The following is a 16702-nucleotide window of genomic DNA, read 5'->3' as shown; positions in this document are numbered from 1 at the left end:
CAATGCATAAAGAAAAAAGAACGTCATTGTTGCGTTTCAGAAATAAAGATAAGTTTTTTTTCTTCTGCTTGATCATTGGTGGCTTGAGTTTTTTGATTTTTGTAAAAACACATCAAGTAGATGGTTATTCGATGCAACCGACTTTAACAAACGGTGATAAGATTTTAGTATTGAAAGAAAAAAATCCGACATCTCATGAAATGATTACATTTAACCCAAAAGATGATCCGCGCAAAACCTATGTAAAAAGAGTGATAGGCGTTCCTGGCAGTGTGATTAGACTGGATAAGCAACGACTGACTATCATTACTCCTGATAGTCAAGGAAACAAGAAGCGAGCCTTGTTTGATGGTGATCAATCAAATGAAATAACAGAGGTGACTGTAACAAAAGAGGTTTCTAGGTTGTTAGAACATATGACAGAAATTCCAGAAAATAAGTTTTTTGTTTTAGGCGATAATCGCAATAATTCTAGAGATAGTCGACATTTAGGCTTGATCGATCAAACCCAAATAGAAGGAACGGTTATTTATCGCTATTATCCCATAGTAAAAATGGGGTTTTTGAACGAATAAATTTTAGAGATAAGTGAGGTAGCTATGGAAAAACTCAGAGAATTTATTAGAGTAAATCGTTGGTCGGTATTGACAAGTTTTATTGTACCCGTATTGGTTTTAGTGTTTGTTTATTATCGGCAAGGTATTTATTTAGGAAGTGAAACGACGCTGTTAGCTAGTGATGCTTTTGCACAATTTTCTAATTTTTATGCTAGTTTTAATAACATGTTACATGGAAAACAAGATATTTTTTATACTTGGTACGGTTCTTTAGGCTTGAATTACTGGGCTTTGATGAGTTATTACTTAAATGGAGTATTTACTCCGATTGTTTTTTTCTTTGACAATTTACATATACCGGATGCCATGTATGTTATTACCTTAATAAAATTTGGCTGTATGGGGCTTAGTTTTTTTATTTTTGCTCATTATACATTCAAAGTACCGCAATGGGTAAGAGTAGGATTAAGTATTAGCTATGCCTTGATGAGTTACAGTATCGCTTATTCACCGATGATCATGTGGTTGGATGCGTTGATTTATTTGCCGTTGATCGTTTTCGGTATTCATCGAGTAATGGACGATAAAAAACCTATACTTTTATTCATGAGCTATCTTTTGTTATTTCTATCTAATTTTTATATGGCATTTATGGTAGGTGTATTTACATTTTTATACTTTTTTGCTCGGAGCTTTACGAATTGGAAACAGTATAAAAAGTCAATCGTCATGTATTTAATCACATCAATTCTTGCTGGATGCACCTCGATGATTACGATTTTGCCCACAATTTTTGATTTAAGTAATAATGGAGAAGGTTTAACTGAGATAAATCGTTTGATAACCCCAGATGTGGGGACATGGGACATGGTTGTGAAGAGCATGAATGCTGTTTATGACACGTCTAAATATGAGGCTGCTCCATTTTTTTATGTTGGAATTTTTCCGTTATTATTTTGTATCTTTTATTTTGTGACGAAAAGAGTCTTATTACGAGAAAAAATTATTTATGGAAGCTTAGGCATCATTTTGGTAGCAAGCATTTATATTCAGCCGTTAAATTTATTCTGGCATGGGCTTCATTCACCTAATATGTTTCTTTTTCGATTTAGTTTCTTACTTTCCTTTTTTATATTGCTCTTTGCGGGTTACGGTATTGAGAAGATGGAAAAACAAGAACTGAACCAAATTGTAAATATAGGAATCGTTGTATTAGGGCTATTTATTAGTGCATACCTTTTTGCAAATAAAAAAAGATATGACTATATTACAAGAGACTCGCTGATTCTATCACTATTATTTTTAGTAATGTATGTGGGGCTGTGTTATGTGTACTATACAAAAAAGAATTATCGGAAATTTCTTCCAGCCGTGTTCCTGATTGTATTGGGTGTCGAACTGGTGTTTAATACCCATGCTATGATTGCTGGAGTTCGAAAAGACTGGAATTATCCCAAAAGGGAACTATATAGTCAGTATTATCAAGATATTAAGACTTTGACTGATGAAACCCAGGCATTAACACCAGATTTTTATCGAATGGCCAATGTGGATCCTATTTCTCATAACGAGAGTTTTAATTATGGTTATAGTGGTGTTTCTATGTTTTCATCAATTAGAAATCGTCACTCATCTAGTTACATGAATCAACTAGGATTTCGATCGCCAGGGACAAATCTGAATATTGATTATAAAAATAATACGATTTTAATGGATGCACTACTAGGAATTAAATATAACTTAGGGCAAAAATCACCTATGAAATATGGGTTTAATAAAATAAAAAGTAGCGGTAACTATGCTTTATATGAAAATCAATATGTTTTACCTTTAGGGATGCTGACTGACAAAGGGATTTATCGAAAAGAAGCGTTTCAGAACCAAGAAAGCTTAATCAAACATTTGGCAGGAAGCAAACAACCACTTTTTTATTTTAAAGAACCAAAAGAAATCCACAAAGAAAATTTGATTGTGCAACGAGAAGGAGATATTTTATATCTCTCAGAAGAAAAACCTTCTGCAGACAAAGTCATGACGTGGTCTGTTGATGTACCCGCGCATTCTCAAGCGTATCTGAATTTACTAGTAGAAAATAGTGGAGCGATGCGCGATGCGGTGGCGGAAGTAACCGTAAATGGCATTAGTAGGGCAGCTGATATGGCTAGAACAGGGCAATATTATAATCTGGGGTATTATGAGAAAGCGACAACAGTCACCGTGAAAGTAGCTTTTCGTGGTGTTTCCGTGGTGAAAATGATGCGTCCGGATACCTTGATATTGAATACAGAAAACTTCAAGTCCATGGTTCAAGCTGCACAGGATAAAGGCGTAGCGTTTAAGGGGAAAGGAAGAAAAGTAACAACAAGCATCAATTCCACAGAAGAAAACGTGCTGTTTACTACAATTCCTTATGATTCAGGTTGGAAAGCTTACCTAGATGGAAAAGAAGTACCTATTAAAGCTGTAGAAGAAGCTTTTTTAGCTGTTACAGTACCAGCTGGAAAACATGAGTTAGCGTTAGTTTTCCTTCCACAAGGATTTGCTCTCGGAGCTAGTTTATTTGTTATTTGTCCAATCCTATTTTTGTTGTTTGTTTGGAGAGCGTCTCGAAAAGATAAAAAACAAGTAAAAAAGAGTTCATAGAGTAACGAGAAGGTAAACTGATCACTTTTACTTCAGCTAAGATAGAAAGGAGCAACGAATGAAATACACATATAGAAAAATGGCCATTCTCTGTTTTTTTATGTTTTTATTGACGGGCTGTTCAGTAAAATTATCTAAAACAGCAACAACATTTTCTGGTCAGGGTGTCACCTATGAAGTTAAGTTACCATCCACTTGGAAAGAAGATAAGACTGGCAAGGAAACATACAACCGTCAGGCAGTCTACGGCGCAGAGGATACTAAAAGTAATTCTCATCTATTTATTCTGACGTATCTGAAATCTGAAGTGGACCGTCAAAACTTTGCTGAAAAAACAAGACTAGAATTACAAAAACGATACAATTATAAAGACTTATCTGGTGTTTACATGAAGGAATACGAAATCAATAAACAACCGGCAGTTAAATATACCTTAAATACTAAATTTAAGGATAAAGATGTTTGGGCACATTTCTATTATGTCGAAACGACTAACGGTTTTGTAGAAATGATTTTTTATTCTGCAAACGATGGTGATTATAAAGAAAGATCTAAAATAATCGATGCTAGTGTAGAGACTTTAATTGAAAAGAATGCTAAGACGAGTGATACTCTAACAACTGAGCAAACGGAAGAGTCTGAGGTTGGAGATGAAATCAAGGTCGAAAATGAAAAGATGTCTATTTTGATTGACGGGGTAATGAAATTGCCAAATGGAGATAAGAGTTCGCTGTTAGTAATTCGTTATCAATTCACCAATAAAACCAAAGAATCGTTGATTCCAAACGAAAGCCAAAAACTAGTTATTGCTACACAATCAGAGCAAGTATTGGCTGAAGGAAAACTCTCAGAAGAAAATCCTGAATTAGATGTAAAAGAACTAATAAAAAATGGGACAAAGCCAATTGAAAAAGGACAAACAATTGAGGCAGCATTTGTCTATGAATTAGCTACTGAGGATAAACGCGTCATATTAAATTTCTCAGGTGAAGAATTTCAAGACCAGCCGGCACAATCAATTGATTTGCCAGAAAACTGAGTATTAGAGAGGGATAGCCATGAAAAAAAAGTTAGGCTTACTGCTGTTTGTCCTACTGACCGTTACTTTAAGTGGATGCACGACATCCAACGGTCATGACACTTTGAATGCAAAAGATAAACCGTTAACCTGGCAAGGAAAAAAAGAAAAGCCATTTGGTAAGTTTGAGTATAGAAAATTAAGTGAAAAAGAAGTAAAAAAATTGCTTGAAGAAAAATTTTCAGTAGAACTTCCTAAATATTATGATGATATTCAAATTGTCTTCAACAAGCATTTTGTGACGAAAGAGAGCCGTTTAGAACCAATTGAGTACTCAATAACTACAGATGGAGAGAATCTTTATTTTAGAGGGATCAATAAGTATTATCAGCAGGATGAGTTGAAGTTATTTACCTACATCGATTTTGAATATCAATTTGACCAGAAACAAAAGGTAGTTACGCTAAAAAATCAAACGTTGACGGTTTCAAATCCATCTAAGGAAAGACAATTACCTAAAAATGATTTAGATGAGACAATCAAAGATATCAGTAGTGTAATTAATATAAATCTTGGGAAAAATTTGAATGATCTGCATAAGTTGATAAAGAAGGATGAAGGAAAGCTCAAAGGTTCAGTGTTACAAGTATACGAAAATATTGAAGCTGCAAAAGCGGCCAATGAACTGCAAAAATCTATAGCTGTAGAACTTGATGATGAGGAAAATATCAACCAAATATATTTTTATATTACAGATGTAATTGATAAGCAATCATAGAGTAAATGTAAAAAAGGGATAGGAGGTATACATTGAAAAATATTAGGCGGAAGAAAATTCTTTTTTTTCTATTATTATACAGTTTGTTCTTTTTTTTGAGTATCAGCAGTATCTACCTATCTATGATACATCAGCAACGATTATTTTTAGGTGATGATATTCAGTTTCATTTAGGACGTATCGAAGGGTTAAAAATGTCGATCTTAAATGGCACCTTTTTCCCTAGAATCAATTATTTTTTCTTGAATGGAATGGGCTATGCTTCAAATATTTTTTATCCTGATTTACTTTTATATCCAGCAGCGTTATTACGACTAACAGGATTAACAATTTCACAATCGTATATTGTTTATCTAGTTGGAATTAATTTTTTTACTTTTGTTATAAGTTACCATTCTTTTCATTTCTGGAGCAAAAACTCACAAAAAAGTATCTTATTTTCTTTGTTGTATAGTTTAGCTTCGTACCGTTTGAGTGATGTGATTTTTAGAGCAGCGTTGGGAGAAATTTTAGCGTTGATGGTTCTTCCGATTGCGTTTGTCGGACTCTTGAAAATTGTTGATGGGGAATACAAGCAATTTTACTTTTTGACTATTGGAATGTCATTATTGTTTGCCAGTCACTTGATTACAGCGTTTATCTTTTGTTTATTTATCGTTGTATTCTTAGTTTTGAACTGGGGTAAGCTAGTACAGGAAAAGCAAAGAGTCTTATTTTTGGTAATTGCTGCAGTTAGTACGCTGGGGCTAGTCGCTATGTATTTCTTTCCAATGTTGGAACAACTACAGTTTCAAAAATTAATGGTTCAAACTGACCCTATGTTTTACTTAGAAAAAACAGCACAATCTTTATCATATTATTTAAAAAATGCTTGGCAGAATATTGGGTTCAACAACCTAGGAATACTGATCTTTATTATGATGGCGGTATTTTTGTTCAGAGTGAAAAAACTTTCATTGCTTGGTAAACAATTATTGTTTGTTAGCTATCTATTTTTATTTTTATCAACTAGTTATTTTCCTTACCGTTTATTTAATCAAACGATACTAAATAGTATTCAATTTCCGTGGCGCTTTTTTACGATAGTTACATTGTGTATGAGTTGGCTTATCAGTGAAGAGCTAGGAGAGTTACTCCCAAAAAGAAGGTCAATTCAGCGATTATATCTTCCAATAATTGGTATTTTACTTTTTGCTTCAAGTGTTTTTTATCAGTTGGAAATAAAAAATGGACTATTTGAAAAAGGCCGATATGTTCCATATTCCTTTTTTTCAAAGATAGATCCAGAAATAGTAGGATATGGGCGTGAATATTTGCCTAGTGGGTTTAAATACATGATGAATGCTCATGAGTTAATCATTGAGCCACCCTCTACAAAGGTTAGTAATCTAAATCGAAACTATGATGTTATGACCTTAGATTTTCAAGAAGCGAAAAAAACAAGGTTACTCTTTCCAATTATTTATTATAAAGGCTACCAGGTAGAAGTAGACGGACAAGCAACTGTCAGTAAAATAAAGAAAAGTGAAATTCCTTATGGTTTTTGTGAAGTAGAAGTTACTGGGACTGGTCGTTTAACTTTTAAGTATGAAGAGACAGCGATTCAAAAAATTTCCTATATAGTGACGCTTACGACTGTGGTGTTTTTATCATTTTATATCGTAAAGTCAAATAGTCGTGGTTCAAATGGGGAAAGTCAAAAAAGAAATAATAATAAAGTTTTAATATAAAATTGCTTATATAAATCTCGGACTTTAGATGGATGTATCTCTCAAGAATAAAAAGTACAATGAAACAGTAGAGAAATAACAAAAAGAGAAATCACTAAATAAGGACAAAAGAGATTGGGGAAATGAATTATGAAGCATTTATTTAAAACAGTAGTATTTGAGATGAGTTTATATTATGGATTATTGGCAATCGTTCTGCCTCTAATTTATGCTGTTACTTATCATATATCATTTATGTCTGTATTTAATTTAGAATGGTTTGCTGTGACAGTGTTTATGTACCCAATCGTGCTGATTTTATCAACAATTCGTTATAGTTATTATAGAGTGAGAAAAACGAGTCACTATTAATTAAGAGGGCTGAGGATATCCGTTTGAAAAGGAGGATTCTCAGCTCTTTTTCTATTCTAATTAAAGTGAAATAAATGTGGGAAAGGGTAACTTATATTTTTTTGTGAATCTGTACAAAATTTGGCGTGTATTCGTAGTTTTGTATGATTATTAGAAAGATTTTCATGTGTTATAACAAATAAAAAACAAATATATGTCGCTTTTATAATATTTATATATATTTCTGCTTGTTTTTATGGGGTTTTTAATATAATTGTATTATTTAAAATAATTCCTTGTATTTTAATTATAATAAAATGTAAAAAATAAATTGAATTTTTTGATCTTTTTTGTTAACATGAAAAAGGAAAAGGAGGTGAAATAATGAAAAAACTTATTGTTATGTTAGGTTTAATTTCTCTTTTTGGGTTAGGTAATTTAGCATTTTTACCAAGTCAAGCACAAGCAGCTGTGAAGGTGTCTGAAACAATTCCTGCACGTCGTGGGCAGTATTTTTCTGCAAGCGATGTGAAAGGCAGCAGAGCTATTGATTCTCAATTAGCACTATTGAAATTAACTAAAAAGAATCCAAATTATGATTTAGTTGTTGGTGAATTTGACTTTTTTGGTGGAACAAGCTTCAAAAACTTTGAAAAAGCAGAACTAGAACCAGTTGTCTTTCCTGACTATCCTGGTCCTACAGGCTTTTTTAGCGTGAAAAACTACCAAGTTTCAAAAGGTAAATGGTTCATGTTTGCTTATGTAGATAAGCAAGGAACAATCAAGGATTACTTTTTCTTAACGCCTGAAAAATAGTGAAATACTTTTGTAGCCGACAGAAGTTATGGAGCAGTCATCAGAGAAATCTGGTGATTGTTCTTTTTTATATAGTAAAGAGTAGAAGAAAAAATCACTTAAAGTGATTTCTTCTTCTACTCTTTTTTGTATTACAACGTTAATTGTTCCATATTAAACGCATCTGTCATAGCTTGTGTAGCTTTTTTCATCGGTGTAACGGATTCTAATTCGCCTTGAACAGCAATACGTGTTGTGGCATACATATCCCCACAAGTAATCAAAGTGATCATCTTTTTACCAGGAACATCGTCTATCAACTCTACTCTGGAAGGGTCGATTTTTTCTACGTAGGTGATTTTATATGTATAAACATTATTTAAATCAGTAGTATAGATTAATTCTCCCGGTTTTGAATACTCCAATGGTGAGAATAAAGAAATCATATCCTGCACTCGATGGCTTGCTAGAGCGTAATTTCCTTTACCCATTTCTTGGTCAGGTTTCATCGTTCCAGCTCCAGTTAATAAAACAACATTGTCTAGACCTCTAAAAATCGGTAAGTTGATTTTTACATCAGGCAATGCAACTGCACCAACAACTGGCAGATTTTTATTCGCTAGCTGGGCTTTGAGAACGGCTTCAGTGCTGAGGGATTCGACTGCTTCAAAATCAAATGAAGTGTCCGTCTGATTATTTTTTTCAATTATTTCAGGAGTTAGCTTCTCTACTGCGTAAGCTTTTCCATTTTGCTGAATCAGCATGTTTCTTATTTGTGTATTGAATACAAGAGCTAAACCAACGATCAATAGTAAGAATAGAAAAATATTGATCAGCCAATTTCTCTTTTTTGATTTTTTCTTTTTAGGGCGTTCTTTTCTTGAGGCCATAAGCTCCCTCCTTTTTTTATTTAAGTGTATCATAAATCAATTTGAAACCCTAGTTTAAAATCTTTATTTTTTTTATAAGTATGATTATTTAAAAGGAACCTTAAAAATACCACATTTGATCAGTATTTTTTAGCATATATCCGCTAACTACTTTAGAAAGTGAGTACTTTTTAACTCTTTGTAACTGAATCTTAAAATAAAAGACACAAGCTTTTCTTTCCGAAATATTGTAGAATGTAATAGAAGACAAACGATGGGGGTGATAGAACAAATGTTGGACTTGATTTATGTACATATTGATATGACAAGTAACGCAGTATTATCAAAAGGGATCACACATACAGACTTTACGCGCTCCATTGTTCATCACCCTAAGAACCTGCTTTTACTAAATCCTTCTGCCGAAGAAGGAGAGTATGATATGCACAGTGGATTGAAGATTATTCGTGGACAAGAGAATGTAGATCAATATTTTTCTACAGTTCATCGCCGAAAAATGAATGAAGAAATCAAGTGGATCGATTTTTCAGACGTGACGATGCTTAAAGAATTAACACCTTTGGAAATTTCAGAGTTGCTTTATTTTGGGCATATGAAAACAAGTTTGCATTCACCATTCTTTTATAAATTACAAAATGATTTTGTCTTTTTTGAATTTGTTGATCATATGACACGGGTTTATTATCGTTATATTGACGAGTTTTATCGAATCCTAGCAGATAAGATCACTCGGGTGATCTTGGAGAAAGTCAATGATCGGAAAACATTCTTCAAAAGAGGGATTCCAGTTGAGAAGTTAGATGGCGAATTATTAAAAGAAATGAAGCCGATTTTACAAGAAGGTGTTGTTTTCTGTTTTGATCAGATGGACATCAAAGGCAAAGAATACCATATTCCAATTCATGTAGTGGAAGATTCTTTATGGAAAACGAAAAACTTTGCTTACCAAAATGAACCAGTGATAGCCATCTTGATTTATAATACAGCTAAAAGAACGTGGCGTTTGATGCAGGAAGACGAATTTGGATTTACTGAGTTACCAAGACAAGCATAATATAGAAGAAAACAAGCAGGATAAAGTGAGAAACTTTTCCTTGCTTGTTTTTTTGCTTACTTTAGATATTTTTCTGTAATCGTAAACGTTTCGCAATTTTCTCAATCAAGAAAAGTGCAGGCAGTTGTGAAGTTAACTCAATCGTCTTGTCATGATTGTCACTGGTTTTATAGATGGTTTCACGATTGATAGTATAAGGAATATTCAAGTCGGACATACGGCTGATAGTTGAACTGTCACTATTAGTGATTGAAATGATCGGGCATTTTTTTGTATTCAATCGTTTGATATAATGAATGATTTCCTTAGTTTCACCAGTAACTGAAAGAGCGATCACACAAGTTTGCGCCAATATATCATCTGGAAACCACTCGATCGGGTAATTTGAGGGATCTTCAATGCGCAAAGCCGTTTGAGACAAGTTAGTAAAATAAAGAGAGCCATAAGCGGCAATTGGTTCTGAAGAGCCAGAACCAAGGAAAAGCACTAATCCTTTATCGGATAATAATTGGACAGCCTGATCGATTTTATGCTCGAGAAAGGGTTCATTGACTCGCTCTAGAAAATGAATATGTTGTGTTTCATCCACATCTGCGATTTGGGCCTGATTGATAGAGTCATAATATAACTGAAGCTTTACTTTAAATTCAGAAAAACCATTGCATTCAAATTTGTGACAAAAGCGTAAAATACTCGCAGTACTGGTGTGTGTTTCATCTGCTAAATCTCTGATCCGCATATAAGTAACGATCTTCAAATGGTTGGCGATATAGTGATAAATTTCATATTCTAAAGGATTCAGATTAGGAACATAGTCTAAGAAAAGCATAGTGTCCTCCTTGTGGTTACAAACTGTGACAAAATTGTGAGAAATGACAAAAGACGTTACTTATCACAAAGGAATGAAAGCGCATAACAAAACATTATAATCAATGCTATACTCCAATTATAGATTGTGAAAGCGCAATCTGCAAGGTGGTTGGGCAAGAAACATTCAATGCCTGCTACGTCTTCGAATTTAGTTTAAGAAGTGGAGGAACGATTGATGAATATAAGCTTTCCAAAGACATTTTTCTGGGGTGCTGCCTCTAGTGCAACGCAAGCAGAAGGGCGACAAGAAGGGGATGGTAAAGGGGAGAATATCTGGGATTATGCGTCAAAAGAATACAATCATCGCTTTTACGAAGGTGTTACAACAGAAAATACCTCTTTATTTTATCGCGATTATCAACAAGACATTCAAAAAATGCAGGATATTTCTTTTAACTCATTTCGTACATCGCTGTCTTGGTCACGTTTGATACCAAATGGTATAGGGGCAGTCAATCCAGAGGCAGTCACGTTTTACAATAACATGATCGATGAATTGATTGCTAAAGGCGTAGAACCGTTCATCAATTTGTATCATTTCGATATGCCAATGGTACTTCAAGAGAAAGGAGGATTTGAAAATAAAGAAGTAGTCGATGCATATAAACAATATGCTGAAACCTGTTTTGAGTTATTTGGGGATCGAGTGAAGTACTGGTTTACCTTTAATGAGCCTATGATTCCAGCTGAAGCAGGATATTTACATGATCGTCATTATCCGTATGTTGTTGATTTTAAACGAGCAGCGACTGTGTTGCATAATATTATTTTAGCTCACTGTGAAGCGGTTGCTGTCTATCGGGAAATGAATTTGAAGGGGAAAATCGGGATCATCATGGATGTGATACCTGTTTACCCTCGCAGTCAAAACCCAGCAGATCTATATGCGGCTGAAATGGCAGATTTGTTTTATACAAAAAGTGTCAATGACGCAATTTTGAAAGGAAAGTATCCAGAACGCTTAAAGGATGTTTTAACAGAATATGATCAATTACCAGACGTGACGGAAGCTGATTTAAAACTGATTGCCTCTACAAGTGTTGATTTATTAGGAATCAATTATTATCGTCCAAGAAGGGTTAAGGCTAAAGAGTGCGTACCTAATCCACAGAGTGTTTTTTCACCAGAATGGTTTTTTGATGAGTATGTGATGCCAGGTAGACGAATGAATACTTCTCGAGGAATTGAAATTTATCCTAAAGGAATTTATGATATTGCGAAAAAAATCCAGACAGAATATGGAAATATTGATTGGTTTGTTTCTGAAAATGGTATTGGCATAGAAGGTGAAGAAGCTTTTATTGAAAATGGCATGGTTCAAGATGACTATCGTATCGATTTTTTGAAGGAGCATTTGACGTATTTGAATCAAGCGATGAACGAAGGGAGTAATTGTTTAGGCTATCATATGTGGACATTTGTGGACTGTTGGTCGTGGGGCAATGCGTATAAAAATCGCTATGGTTTTTATCGAATGGATTTAGCGACAGGAGCCAAAACAGTGAAAAAATCAGGTGTATGGTTTAAAGAGTTGATTGAAAATAATGGATTTGATTAAAGAAAGGATGAATGATTCTTATGATGAAAACGCTGGATAATTTAGCGATGAAACTATTGCCGATTGCAAATGCGATCGGTAATCAGAGGCATCTACAAGCGATTAGAAATGGTCTGATCTCGATTCTGCCGTTAACGATTGTTGGCTCGTTTTTCACGATTTTGTTGAATCTGCCAATTCCCGGATATTCTGAAATGATTGCGCCATACTTAGCGGCTTTAGACGTACCGTTTCGTTTCACAGTTGGTTTGATGTCCTTGTATGCAGCATTTACGATTGGTTCATTTCTTGGAAATACGTATAAATTAGATAAGATCACAAGCGGCTTTCTTTCAATGCTAGCGACGCTTTTGATGGTTATGCCGGTCAATCTTCAAGAAGGTGTAGATATCGCAGGAAACGCAGTAGCTAGTGGCCGTTATATCCCGATTACACCATTAGGCTCACAAGGGTTGTTTGGCGCAATCGTAGCGGCGTTGATTTCAGTTGAAATTTATCGTTTTACGAAGGAAAAGAAGCTAGAGATCAAGATGCCAGAAGGGGTTCCACCAGTTGTGGGTGAGTCATTTGCAGCGTTATTACCAACATTGTTAGTGATTTTAGTCTTTTGGATTCCTCGTCATTTTTTTAATTTCAATTTAAATGACCTACTAAGTGTAGCGATTTCTCCTTTAAAAGTCTTTTTAACAGGAAATAATATTTTTGGCGGAATTATTACTCAATTTATGATTTGTTTATTCTGGGCCTTAGGGATTCATGGTCATGCTGTTTTAGGACCTATTATTCGTCCTTTTTGGGATCAAGCGATTATTGAAAATGCAGAGTTATTTCAAAATGGGACAAGCGCCTTCCAATTGCCAAATATATTTACAGAACAGTTTTATCAATGGTATGCGCAAATGGGTGGAACAGGAGCGACTTTAGCACTTGTTTTCTTATTCTTGTTCTCTAAATCAAAATATTTGAAACAGTTAGGGAAGTTATCGATTTTACCAGGAATTTTTAATATCAATGAACCTGTGATTTTTGGGACACCGATCGTAATGAATCCACTGCTTGCGATTCCCTTTATCACGGTTCCAATCGTGAATACAATTTTGGTTTATGTCGTTACAGCTCTTGGTTGGATGCCGAAAATGATGGTGAAGCCGCCATTCTCGATTCCTGCGCCTTTGGGAGCGTTGATTACCTCTAATTGGAACTGGGTAGCGTTTGTGATGGTTTTTGTTTGTTTTGCGGTTTCGCTAGCAATTTATTATCCATTCTTCAAAATGTTCGAGAAAATTCAAGTAGAGCAAGAGCAACAAATTGAACAAGAAGAGTCAGTTGCTGTAAGTGAAGGTGTTTGACACAAGCATAGGGGGAGGAATAGATGATTTACGTTATTAGTGGCGTTATTATATTTGGCACACATTATTTATTGAAAGAAAATCAATGGTTGCTTAAAAATAAGCTTTGGCAATTGATTTTGGGTGCTATTTTGGTCGTTGGCGTTGCAATTATAGTGAGCACTTGGATCAATTCGTTATTTCCAGTTATTGGCACAACATTAGTATGTGCGACAATGCTTCAAATAAAATATACGCATCAACTGACTAGCCAACGGTTAGGGTAGAAAAAAAGACACGCTGCTTAATAGTCAGCTTGTCTTTTTTTCTTCTATTTCATTTTCTTTATCTTTCAATGCATCTTCAATTTCTTTATGCAAGAAATAAGAAATCACTGTTCGTATCACTACTAAAATCGCTAATTTTAAAATATCTTGGAAAGTTGGTTTAATGATCGATTCAATAATATCCGCTGCAATCAATATCTCTAAACTAAGTAAAATATAGCTGCCTAGAAAGCTTTTAATGAAATTGTTTTGACGGGCCATGACGATACGATTTCGATCTGATCGTTCGCTTTTTAGAAAATCGATACCAGCCATAATAACGCCCCAAATCAAAACAACGATGGAAAAAATATTCAACGCTAAAATGAATAAATCAAAGAATGGAATCAGATTATTCATGATATTTTGAGCTAAGTCATGCATTCAGTATTCCCCCTTTAGCTGTATCTTAGTAAGAGTGTCTAACTTGTTTATTCTGAAGGATTAACTTTTCTAGCAGAAACTAACAGCATCATTGGTCTACGAAGTTCATAACGCATCTCAATACTTGCTTCTAGCATTTCAGGAGCTGGCATAGGTTCGATTAGACGAGTGATTTGAAAGCCGTTTGTTAGCAATCCGTCTAAATAGGTAGTCAGTGTTTTGTGGTATTTCATCACAGTTTCGCCTAAGAATGTAGTTTCACGAATACTTTCATCAAAATACCGATCAACTGGCCAATAAATAGGCTGACCATCTTGGTTGTAAATCCAGTCTTCTGTACCTTGTGCTGTGAAAATCGGATGTTCTGTAGAAAAGATAAAAGAGCCGTCAACATTTAAACAATGATTGACCTTCTTAGCGATTTTATCAAATGAAGGAACGTAATGGAGTGCCAAAGAGCTGATCACAATATCGAACGTTTCGTCTAAACCGTCAATTTCTTCCATACTCATTAAGTGATAGTTGATTTTGGGAGAAGTGGTCATTTCTTTGGCTTTTTCAATCATTCGTTGGGATAAATCGATGCCAACGACTTTTTCAGCACCGTTTTCAACTGCGTATCGACAATGCCAACCATAGCCGCACCCAAGATCTAAAACAGTTTTTCCGGTAAAATCAGGTAGTAGTTTTTTTAACTCATGCCATTCACCGGCTCCTTCTAATCCTTTTCGTGAACGATCCATTTGGCTGTATGCTTCGAAAAAATTAGGATTATCGTATTCGTTTTTCATTGTATCGCTCCTTTTATCGAAATTACTTCTGTTCCTTTTATTGTATCAGATAGTTAGGATAATACCCATAAAATAGAATATCCTAAGACTTAGATAAAGTAAGTGCTGTTTATTGAAATGTATGCCCGCAATCACGTAATATACCAACCGCTTTTTCTTTATCTTTGTTTTTAATCAAAAGGTAATCAGTATTATAAGTGGACAATGCGAAAATCGAAATCTGATTCTCAGCTAGCGGATTGGCTAATTGGCTTAGAATCCCGACTAAGGAAAAGTCTAGTTCACCAACGACTTGAATAATGACCCAATCGTTATCAACTGAAAGGGCTTGTTCGGTTGATAGGGTGTTAAAAGGTGCAATGATAGAACATTCATCTTCTGTGTAGGTGATGCTTTTAAAAGTTTTTAGCTCACGAAAAGAAGTCGGAATCTCAGTGTACGCAGGGAATTTCATAATAGCGTAATTTAGTTCATCGAATAGTTTTAAATGCATTGAGCTACCTCCTTGTCTCTTTTTAAATAGGGATTTGTAAAAAAACTTGAGAACCATAAACATGAGATAGTTTATGACCTGTATCTTTAAATCCTGCTTCTAGGCGTAATGCTTGAGTGAATTCTTTGTCTTCATTAACAATGATTATAAGTTGGTTGATCGTTGAAAAATGGTTATGGACGAATGCTGGTAATAGTTGGACTGCTTGTTTGATGTAGCCATTACTCAAATGACGATAGTCTGTTGAAAGGTCTTGCACTAGTAGACTGTTTTCATTGTCGGAATAAGAGCTGCTGCCGTTCGCTTCGAAAAGGGTGAGAAATGCAACTAAATGTTCCCCCTCAAAGACAAGAACAGCATGACGTTTTGGGTCTTTTCTTACTAAGGAAAGGGCTATTTTGGGTTCACGAACGTAGCGAAGTTTTCTTTCTGATAAGCAGTAATTATTAATAAGTGCTTGGTGCGTATCGTCATACATTGTTAGATACATGATTTTTCCTCCTGCTTCGCATCACATGCTTATTTTTACATATCTATAGTATAGCTTGTTTGTGTGCTCTTGTGCAGGGCTTATAGTCTTTTTTTAGGGTGCAAAATAAGAGTAGCCACGTATTGCCAATTAGTTGGATAAAAAAACAGCTAGAAGTTGAAACATGATCGTTTCACTCTAGCTGTTTTTTTTATTTGATGAGGCGCTTATCATTTTTTGATAAGGTACTTACTTTTTTTATATGTTCAACAGTGATCATCCGGATTTGTTGGCTGTCTTCTTGTAGTCTTAGCATAATCGAATCACCTATTTTTTTGGAAACGATCGATCCAGAAACTGTTTCAAATTTTTGAGAAGTCGGCACTTCTTTTAATTGTAAAACAACTAAACTTTTTTGAGCAGAAGCAACTTGTAATTTCTTAAGAATTTCCTCACGCTCTTTATTTTTGCTCTGCTTATCTTTAGAGTCATCTAAAAATGCCGAAAAGAAACTTTGGGAAGATTGGCTGATCAATTTTGAAATGCTTTTCATTGTTGATTTATGGTTATTGTCCATTCTTCTACCTCCTTTACGAATTTACTACTGCTATCAGACTCTGAACAATCAGATACTACCATTCTACCTAAAAAAGGTAAATAATTCAAGAAAATATGTTCGTAATAATTT

Annotated in this window: 18 protein-coding genes; 11 read left to right on the top strand and 7 right to left on the bottom strand. The window is 34.6% G+C overall.

Annotation, left to right across the window (positions count from 1 at the left end; translation table 11 throughout):
• Positions 1-2: 2 nt before the first annotated feature.
• The 7 genes from lepB (at position 3) to AC4BB5_RS16890 (ending at position 7872) form a co-directional block, all read left to right on the top strand.
• Positions 3-575 carry a signal peptidase I gene (gene lepB / locus AC4BB5_RS16920; protein WP_490457221.1) on the top strand — a complete coding sequence of 191 codons (573 nt, stop codon included), beginning with the start codon at positions 3-5 and terminating at the stop codon, positions 573-575.
• 24 nt (positions 576-599) lie between these two features.
• Positions 600-3200, top strand: a complete 2601-nt coding sequence (locus AC4BB5_RS16915) for a YfhO family protein (protein ID WP_490457220.1) — start codon at positions 600-602, stop codon at positions 3198-3200.
• Positions 3201-3258: 58 nt separating this feature from the next.
• Positions 3259-4239: a DUF5067 domain-containing protein gene (locus tag AC4BB5_RS16910; RefSeq protein WP_490457219.1), complete on the top strand. Its 981-nt coding sequence runs from the start codon at positions 3259-3261 to the stop codon at positions 4237-4239.
• 19 nt (positions 4240-4258) lie between these two features.
• A complete protein-coding gene (locus AC4BB5_RS16905) occupies positions 4259-4996 on the top strand; it encodes a hypothetical protein (RefSeq protein WP_490457218.1) in 738 nt (245 codons plus the stop codon).
• Positions 4997-5028: 32 nt separating this feature from the next.
• Positions 5029-6726, top strand: a complete 1698-nt coding sequence (locus tag AC4BB5_RS16900) for a hypothetical protein (RefSeq protein ID WP_490457217.1) — start codon at positions 5029-5031, stop codon at positions 6724-6726.
• A 129-nt stretch (positions 6727-6855) separates the two neighbouring features.
• Complete coding sequence (locus tag AC4BB5_RS16895; protein WP_490457216.1) at positions 6856-7077, top strand: hypothetical protein; 222 nt, start codon at positions 6856-6858, stop codon at positions 7075-7077.
• A gap of 363 nt (positions 7078-7440) precedes the next feature.
• Positions 7441-7872 carry a hypothetical protein gene (locus tag AC4BB5_RS16890; RefSeq protein ID WP_490457215.1) on the top strand — a complete coding sequence of 144 codons (432 nt, stop codon included), beginning with the start codon at positions 7441-7443 and terminating at the stop codon, positions 7870-7872.
• A 131-nt stretch (positions 7873-8003) separates the two neighbouring features.
• Here AC4BB5_RS16890 and AC4BB5_RS16885 read toward each other — a convergent pair whose 3' ends face one another.
• Entirely contained in the window at positions 8004-8741 is a 738-nt protein-coding gene (locus AC4BB5_RS16885; RefSeq protein ID WP_490457214.1) for a class A sortase, read from the bottom strand.
• 271 nt (positions 8742-9012) lie between these two features.
• Here AC4BB5_RS16885 and AC4BB5_RS16880 point away from each other — a divergent pair, with 271 nt between their 5' ends.
• The gene (locus tag AC4BB5_RS16880; RefSeq protein WP_490459092.1) at positions 9013-9795 is read left to right on the top strand and encodes a hypothetical protein; all 783 of its coding nucleotides are present in this window, start codon (positions 9013-9015) and stop codon (positions 9793-9795) included.
• A gap of 61 nt (positions 9796-9856) precedes the next feature.
• On the opposite strand, the gene AC4BB5_RS16875 is transcribed toward AC4BB5_RS16880, so the two are convergent.
• Positions 9857-10624 carry a MurR/RpiR family transcriptional regulator gene (locus tag AC4BB5_RS16875; RefSeq protein WP_490457213.1) on the bottom strand — a complete coding sequence of 256 codons (768 nt, stop codon included), beginning with the start codon at positions 10622-10624 and terminating at the stop codon, positions 9857-9859.
• A 216-nt stretch (positions 10625-10840) separates the two neighbouring features.
• Between AC4BB5_RS16875 and AC4BB5_RS16870 the strand changes: the two genes are divergently transcribed.
• From AC4BB5_RS16870 to AC4BB5_RS16860, 3 genes are read left to right on the top strand one after another with little or no spacing between them, the layout of a single operon-like run.
• Positions 10841-12223 carry a glycoside hydrolase family 1 protein gene (locus AC4BB5_RS16870; RefSeq protein WP_490457212.1) on the top strand — a complete coding sequence of 461 codons (1383 nt, stop codon included), beginning with the start codon at positions 10841-10843 and terminating at the stop codon, positions 12221-12223.
• A gap of 23 nt (positions 12224-12246) precedes the next feature.
• Complete coding sequence (locus AC4BB5_RS16865) at positions 12247-13572, top strand: PTS sugar transporter subunit IIC (RefSeq protein WP_490459091.1); 1326 nt, start codon at positions 12247-12249, stop codon at positions 13570-13572.
• A 23-nt stretch (positions 13573-13595) separates the two neighbouring features.
• Positions 13596-13838 carry a hypothetical protein gene (locus AC4BB5_RS16860; RefSeq protein ID WP_490457211.1) on the top strand — a complete coding sequence of 81 codons (243 nt, stop codon included), beginning with the start codon at positions 13596-13598 and terminating at the stop codon, positions 13836-13838.
• Between the two features lie 24 nt (positions 13839-13862).
• Here AC4BB5_RS16860 and AC4BB5_RS16855 read toward each other — a convergent pair whose 3' ends face one another.
• From AC4BB5_RS16855 to AC4BB5_RS16835, 5 genes are all read right to left on the bottom strand, one after another.
• Complete coding sequence (locus AC4BB5_RS16855) at positions 13863-14261, bottom strand: DUF1622 domain-containing protein (protein WP_490457210.1); 399 nt, start codon at positions 14259-14261, stop codon at positions 13863-13865.
• Between the two features lie 47 nt (positions 14262-14308).
• Complete coding sequence (locus AC4BB5_RS16850) at positions 14309-15052, bottom strand: class I SAM-dependent methyltransferase (RefSeq protein WP_490457209.1); 744 nt, start codon at positions 15050-15052, stop codon at positions 14309-14311.
• Between the two features lie 109 nt (positions 15053-15161).
• Complete coding sequence (locus AC4BB5_RS16845) at positions 15162-15545, bottom strand: ACT domain-containing protein (protein WP_490457208.1); 384 nt, start codon at positions 15543-15545, stop codon at positions 15162-15164.
• Between the two features lie 22 nt (positions 15546-15567).
• Positions 15568-16035: a GNAT family N-acetyltransferase gene (locus AC4BB5_RS16840; RefSeq protein WP_490457207.1), complete on the bottom strand. Its 468-nt coding sequence runs from the start codon at positions 16033-16035 to the stop codon at positions 15568-15570.
• Between the two features lie 190 nt (positions 16036-16225).
• Positions 16226-16591 (bottom strand): hypothetical protein, encoded by a 366-nt coding sequence (locus tag AC4BB5_RS16835; RefSeq protein WP_490457206.1) that lies wholly within the window; start codon positions 16589-16591, stop codon positions 16226-16228.
• Between the last annotated feature and the right edge of the window lie 111 nt (positions 16592-16702).

It is taken from the genome of Enterococcus sp. AMC1252 (assembly GCF_058216515.1).
Note: the sequence above shows the minus strand (reverse complement) of the source record. Positions and strands in the feature narration are given on the sequence as shown.

What these genes read in the sequence shown, in the direction of transcription:
- lepB (WP_490457221.1), top strand. Translation starts at nt 3, where the DNA reads ATGCATAAAGAAAAAAGAACGTCATTGTTGCGTTTCAGAAATAAAGAT.
- AC4BB5_RS16915 (WP_490457220.1), top strand. Translation starts at nt 600, where the DNA reads ATGGAAAAACTCAGAGAATTTATTAGAGTAAATCGTTGGTCGGTATTG.
- AC4BB5_RS16910 (WP_490457219.1), top strand. Translation starts at nt 3,259, where the DNA reads ATGAAATACACATATAGAAAAATGGCCATTCTCTGTTTTTTTATGTTT.
- AC4BB5_RS16905 (WP_490457218.1), top strand. Translation starts at nt 4,259, where the DNA reads ATGAAAAAAAAGTTAGGCTTACTGCTGTTTGTCCTACTGACCGTTACT.
- AC4BB5_RS16895 (WP_490457216.1), top strand. Translation starts at nt 6,856, where the DNA reads ATGAAGCATTTATTTAAAACAGTAGTATTTGAGATGAGTTTATATTAT.
- AC4BB5_RS16890 (WP_490457215.1), top strand. Translation starts at nt 7,441, where the DNA reads ATGAAAAAACTTATTGTTATGTTAGGTTTAATTTCTCTTTTTGGGTTA.
- AC4BB5_RS16885 (WP_490457214.1), bottom strand. Translation starts at nt 8,741, where the DNA reads ATGGCCTCAAGAAAAGAACGCCCTAAAAAGAAAAAATCAAAAAAGAGA.
- AC4BB5_RS16880 (WP_490459092.1), top strand. Translation starts at nt 9,013, where the DNA reads ATGTTGGACTTGATTTATGTACATATTGATATGACAAGTAACGCAGTA.
- AC4BB5_RS16875 (WP_490457213.1), bottom strand. Translation starts at nt 10,624, where the DNA reads ATGCTTTTCTTAGACTATGTTCCTAATCTGAATCCTTTAGAATATGAA.
- AC4BB5_RS16870 (WP_490457212.1), top strand. Translation starts at nt 10,841, where the DNA reads ATGAATATAAGCTTTCCAAAGACATTTTTCTGGGGTGCTGCCTCTAGT.
- AC4BB5_RS16865 (WP_490459091.1), top strand. Translation starts at nt 12,247, where the DNA reads ATGAAAACGCTGGATAATTTAGCGATGAAACTATTGCCGATTGCAAAT.
- AC4BB5_RS16860 (WP_490457211.1), top strand. Translation starts at nt 13,596, where the DNA reads ATGATTTACGTTATTAGTGGCGTTATTATATTTGGCACACATTATTTA.
- AC4BB5_RS16855 (WP_490457210.1), bottom strand. Translation starts at nt 14,261, where the DNA reads ATGCATGACTTAGCTCAAAATATCATGAATAATCTGATTCCATTCTTT.
- AC4BB5_RS16850 (WP_490457209.1), bottom strand. Translation starts at nt 15,052, where the DNA reads ATGAAAAACGAATACGATAATCCTAATTTTTTCGAAGCATACAGCCAA.
- AC4BB5_RS16845 (WP_490457208.1), bottom strand. Translation starts at nt 15,545, where the DNA reads ATGCATTTAAAACTATTCGATGAACTAAATTACGCTATTATGAAATTC.
- AC4BB5_RS16840 (WP_490457207.1), bottom strand. Translation starts at nt 16,035, where the DNA reads ATGTATCTAACAATGTATGACGATACGCACCAAGCACTTATTAATAAT.
- AC4BB5_RS16835 (WP_490457206.1), bottom strand. Translation starts at nt 16,591, where the DNA reads ATGGACAATAACCATAAATCAACAATGAAAAGCATTTCAAAATTGATC.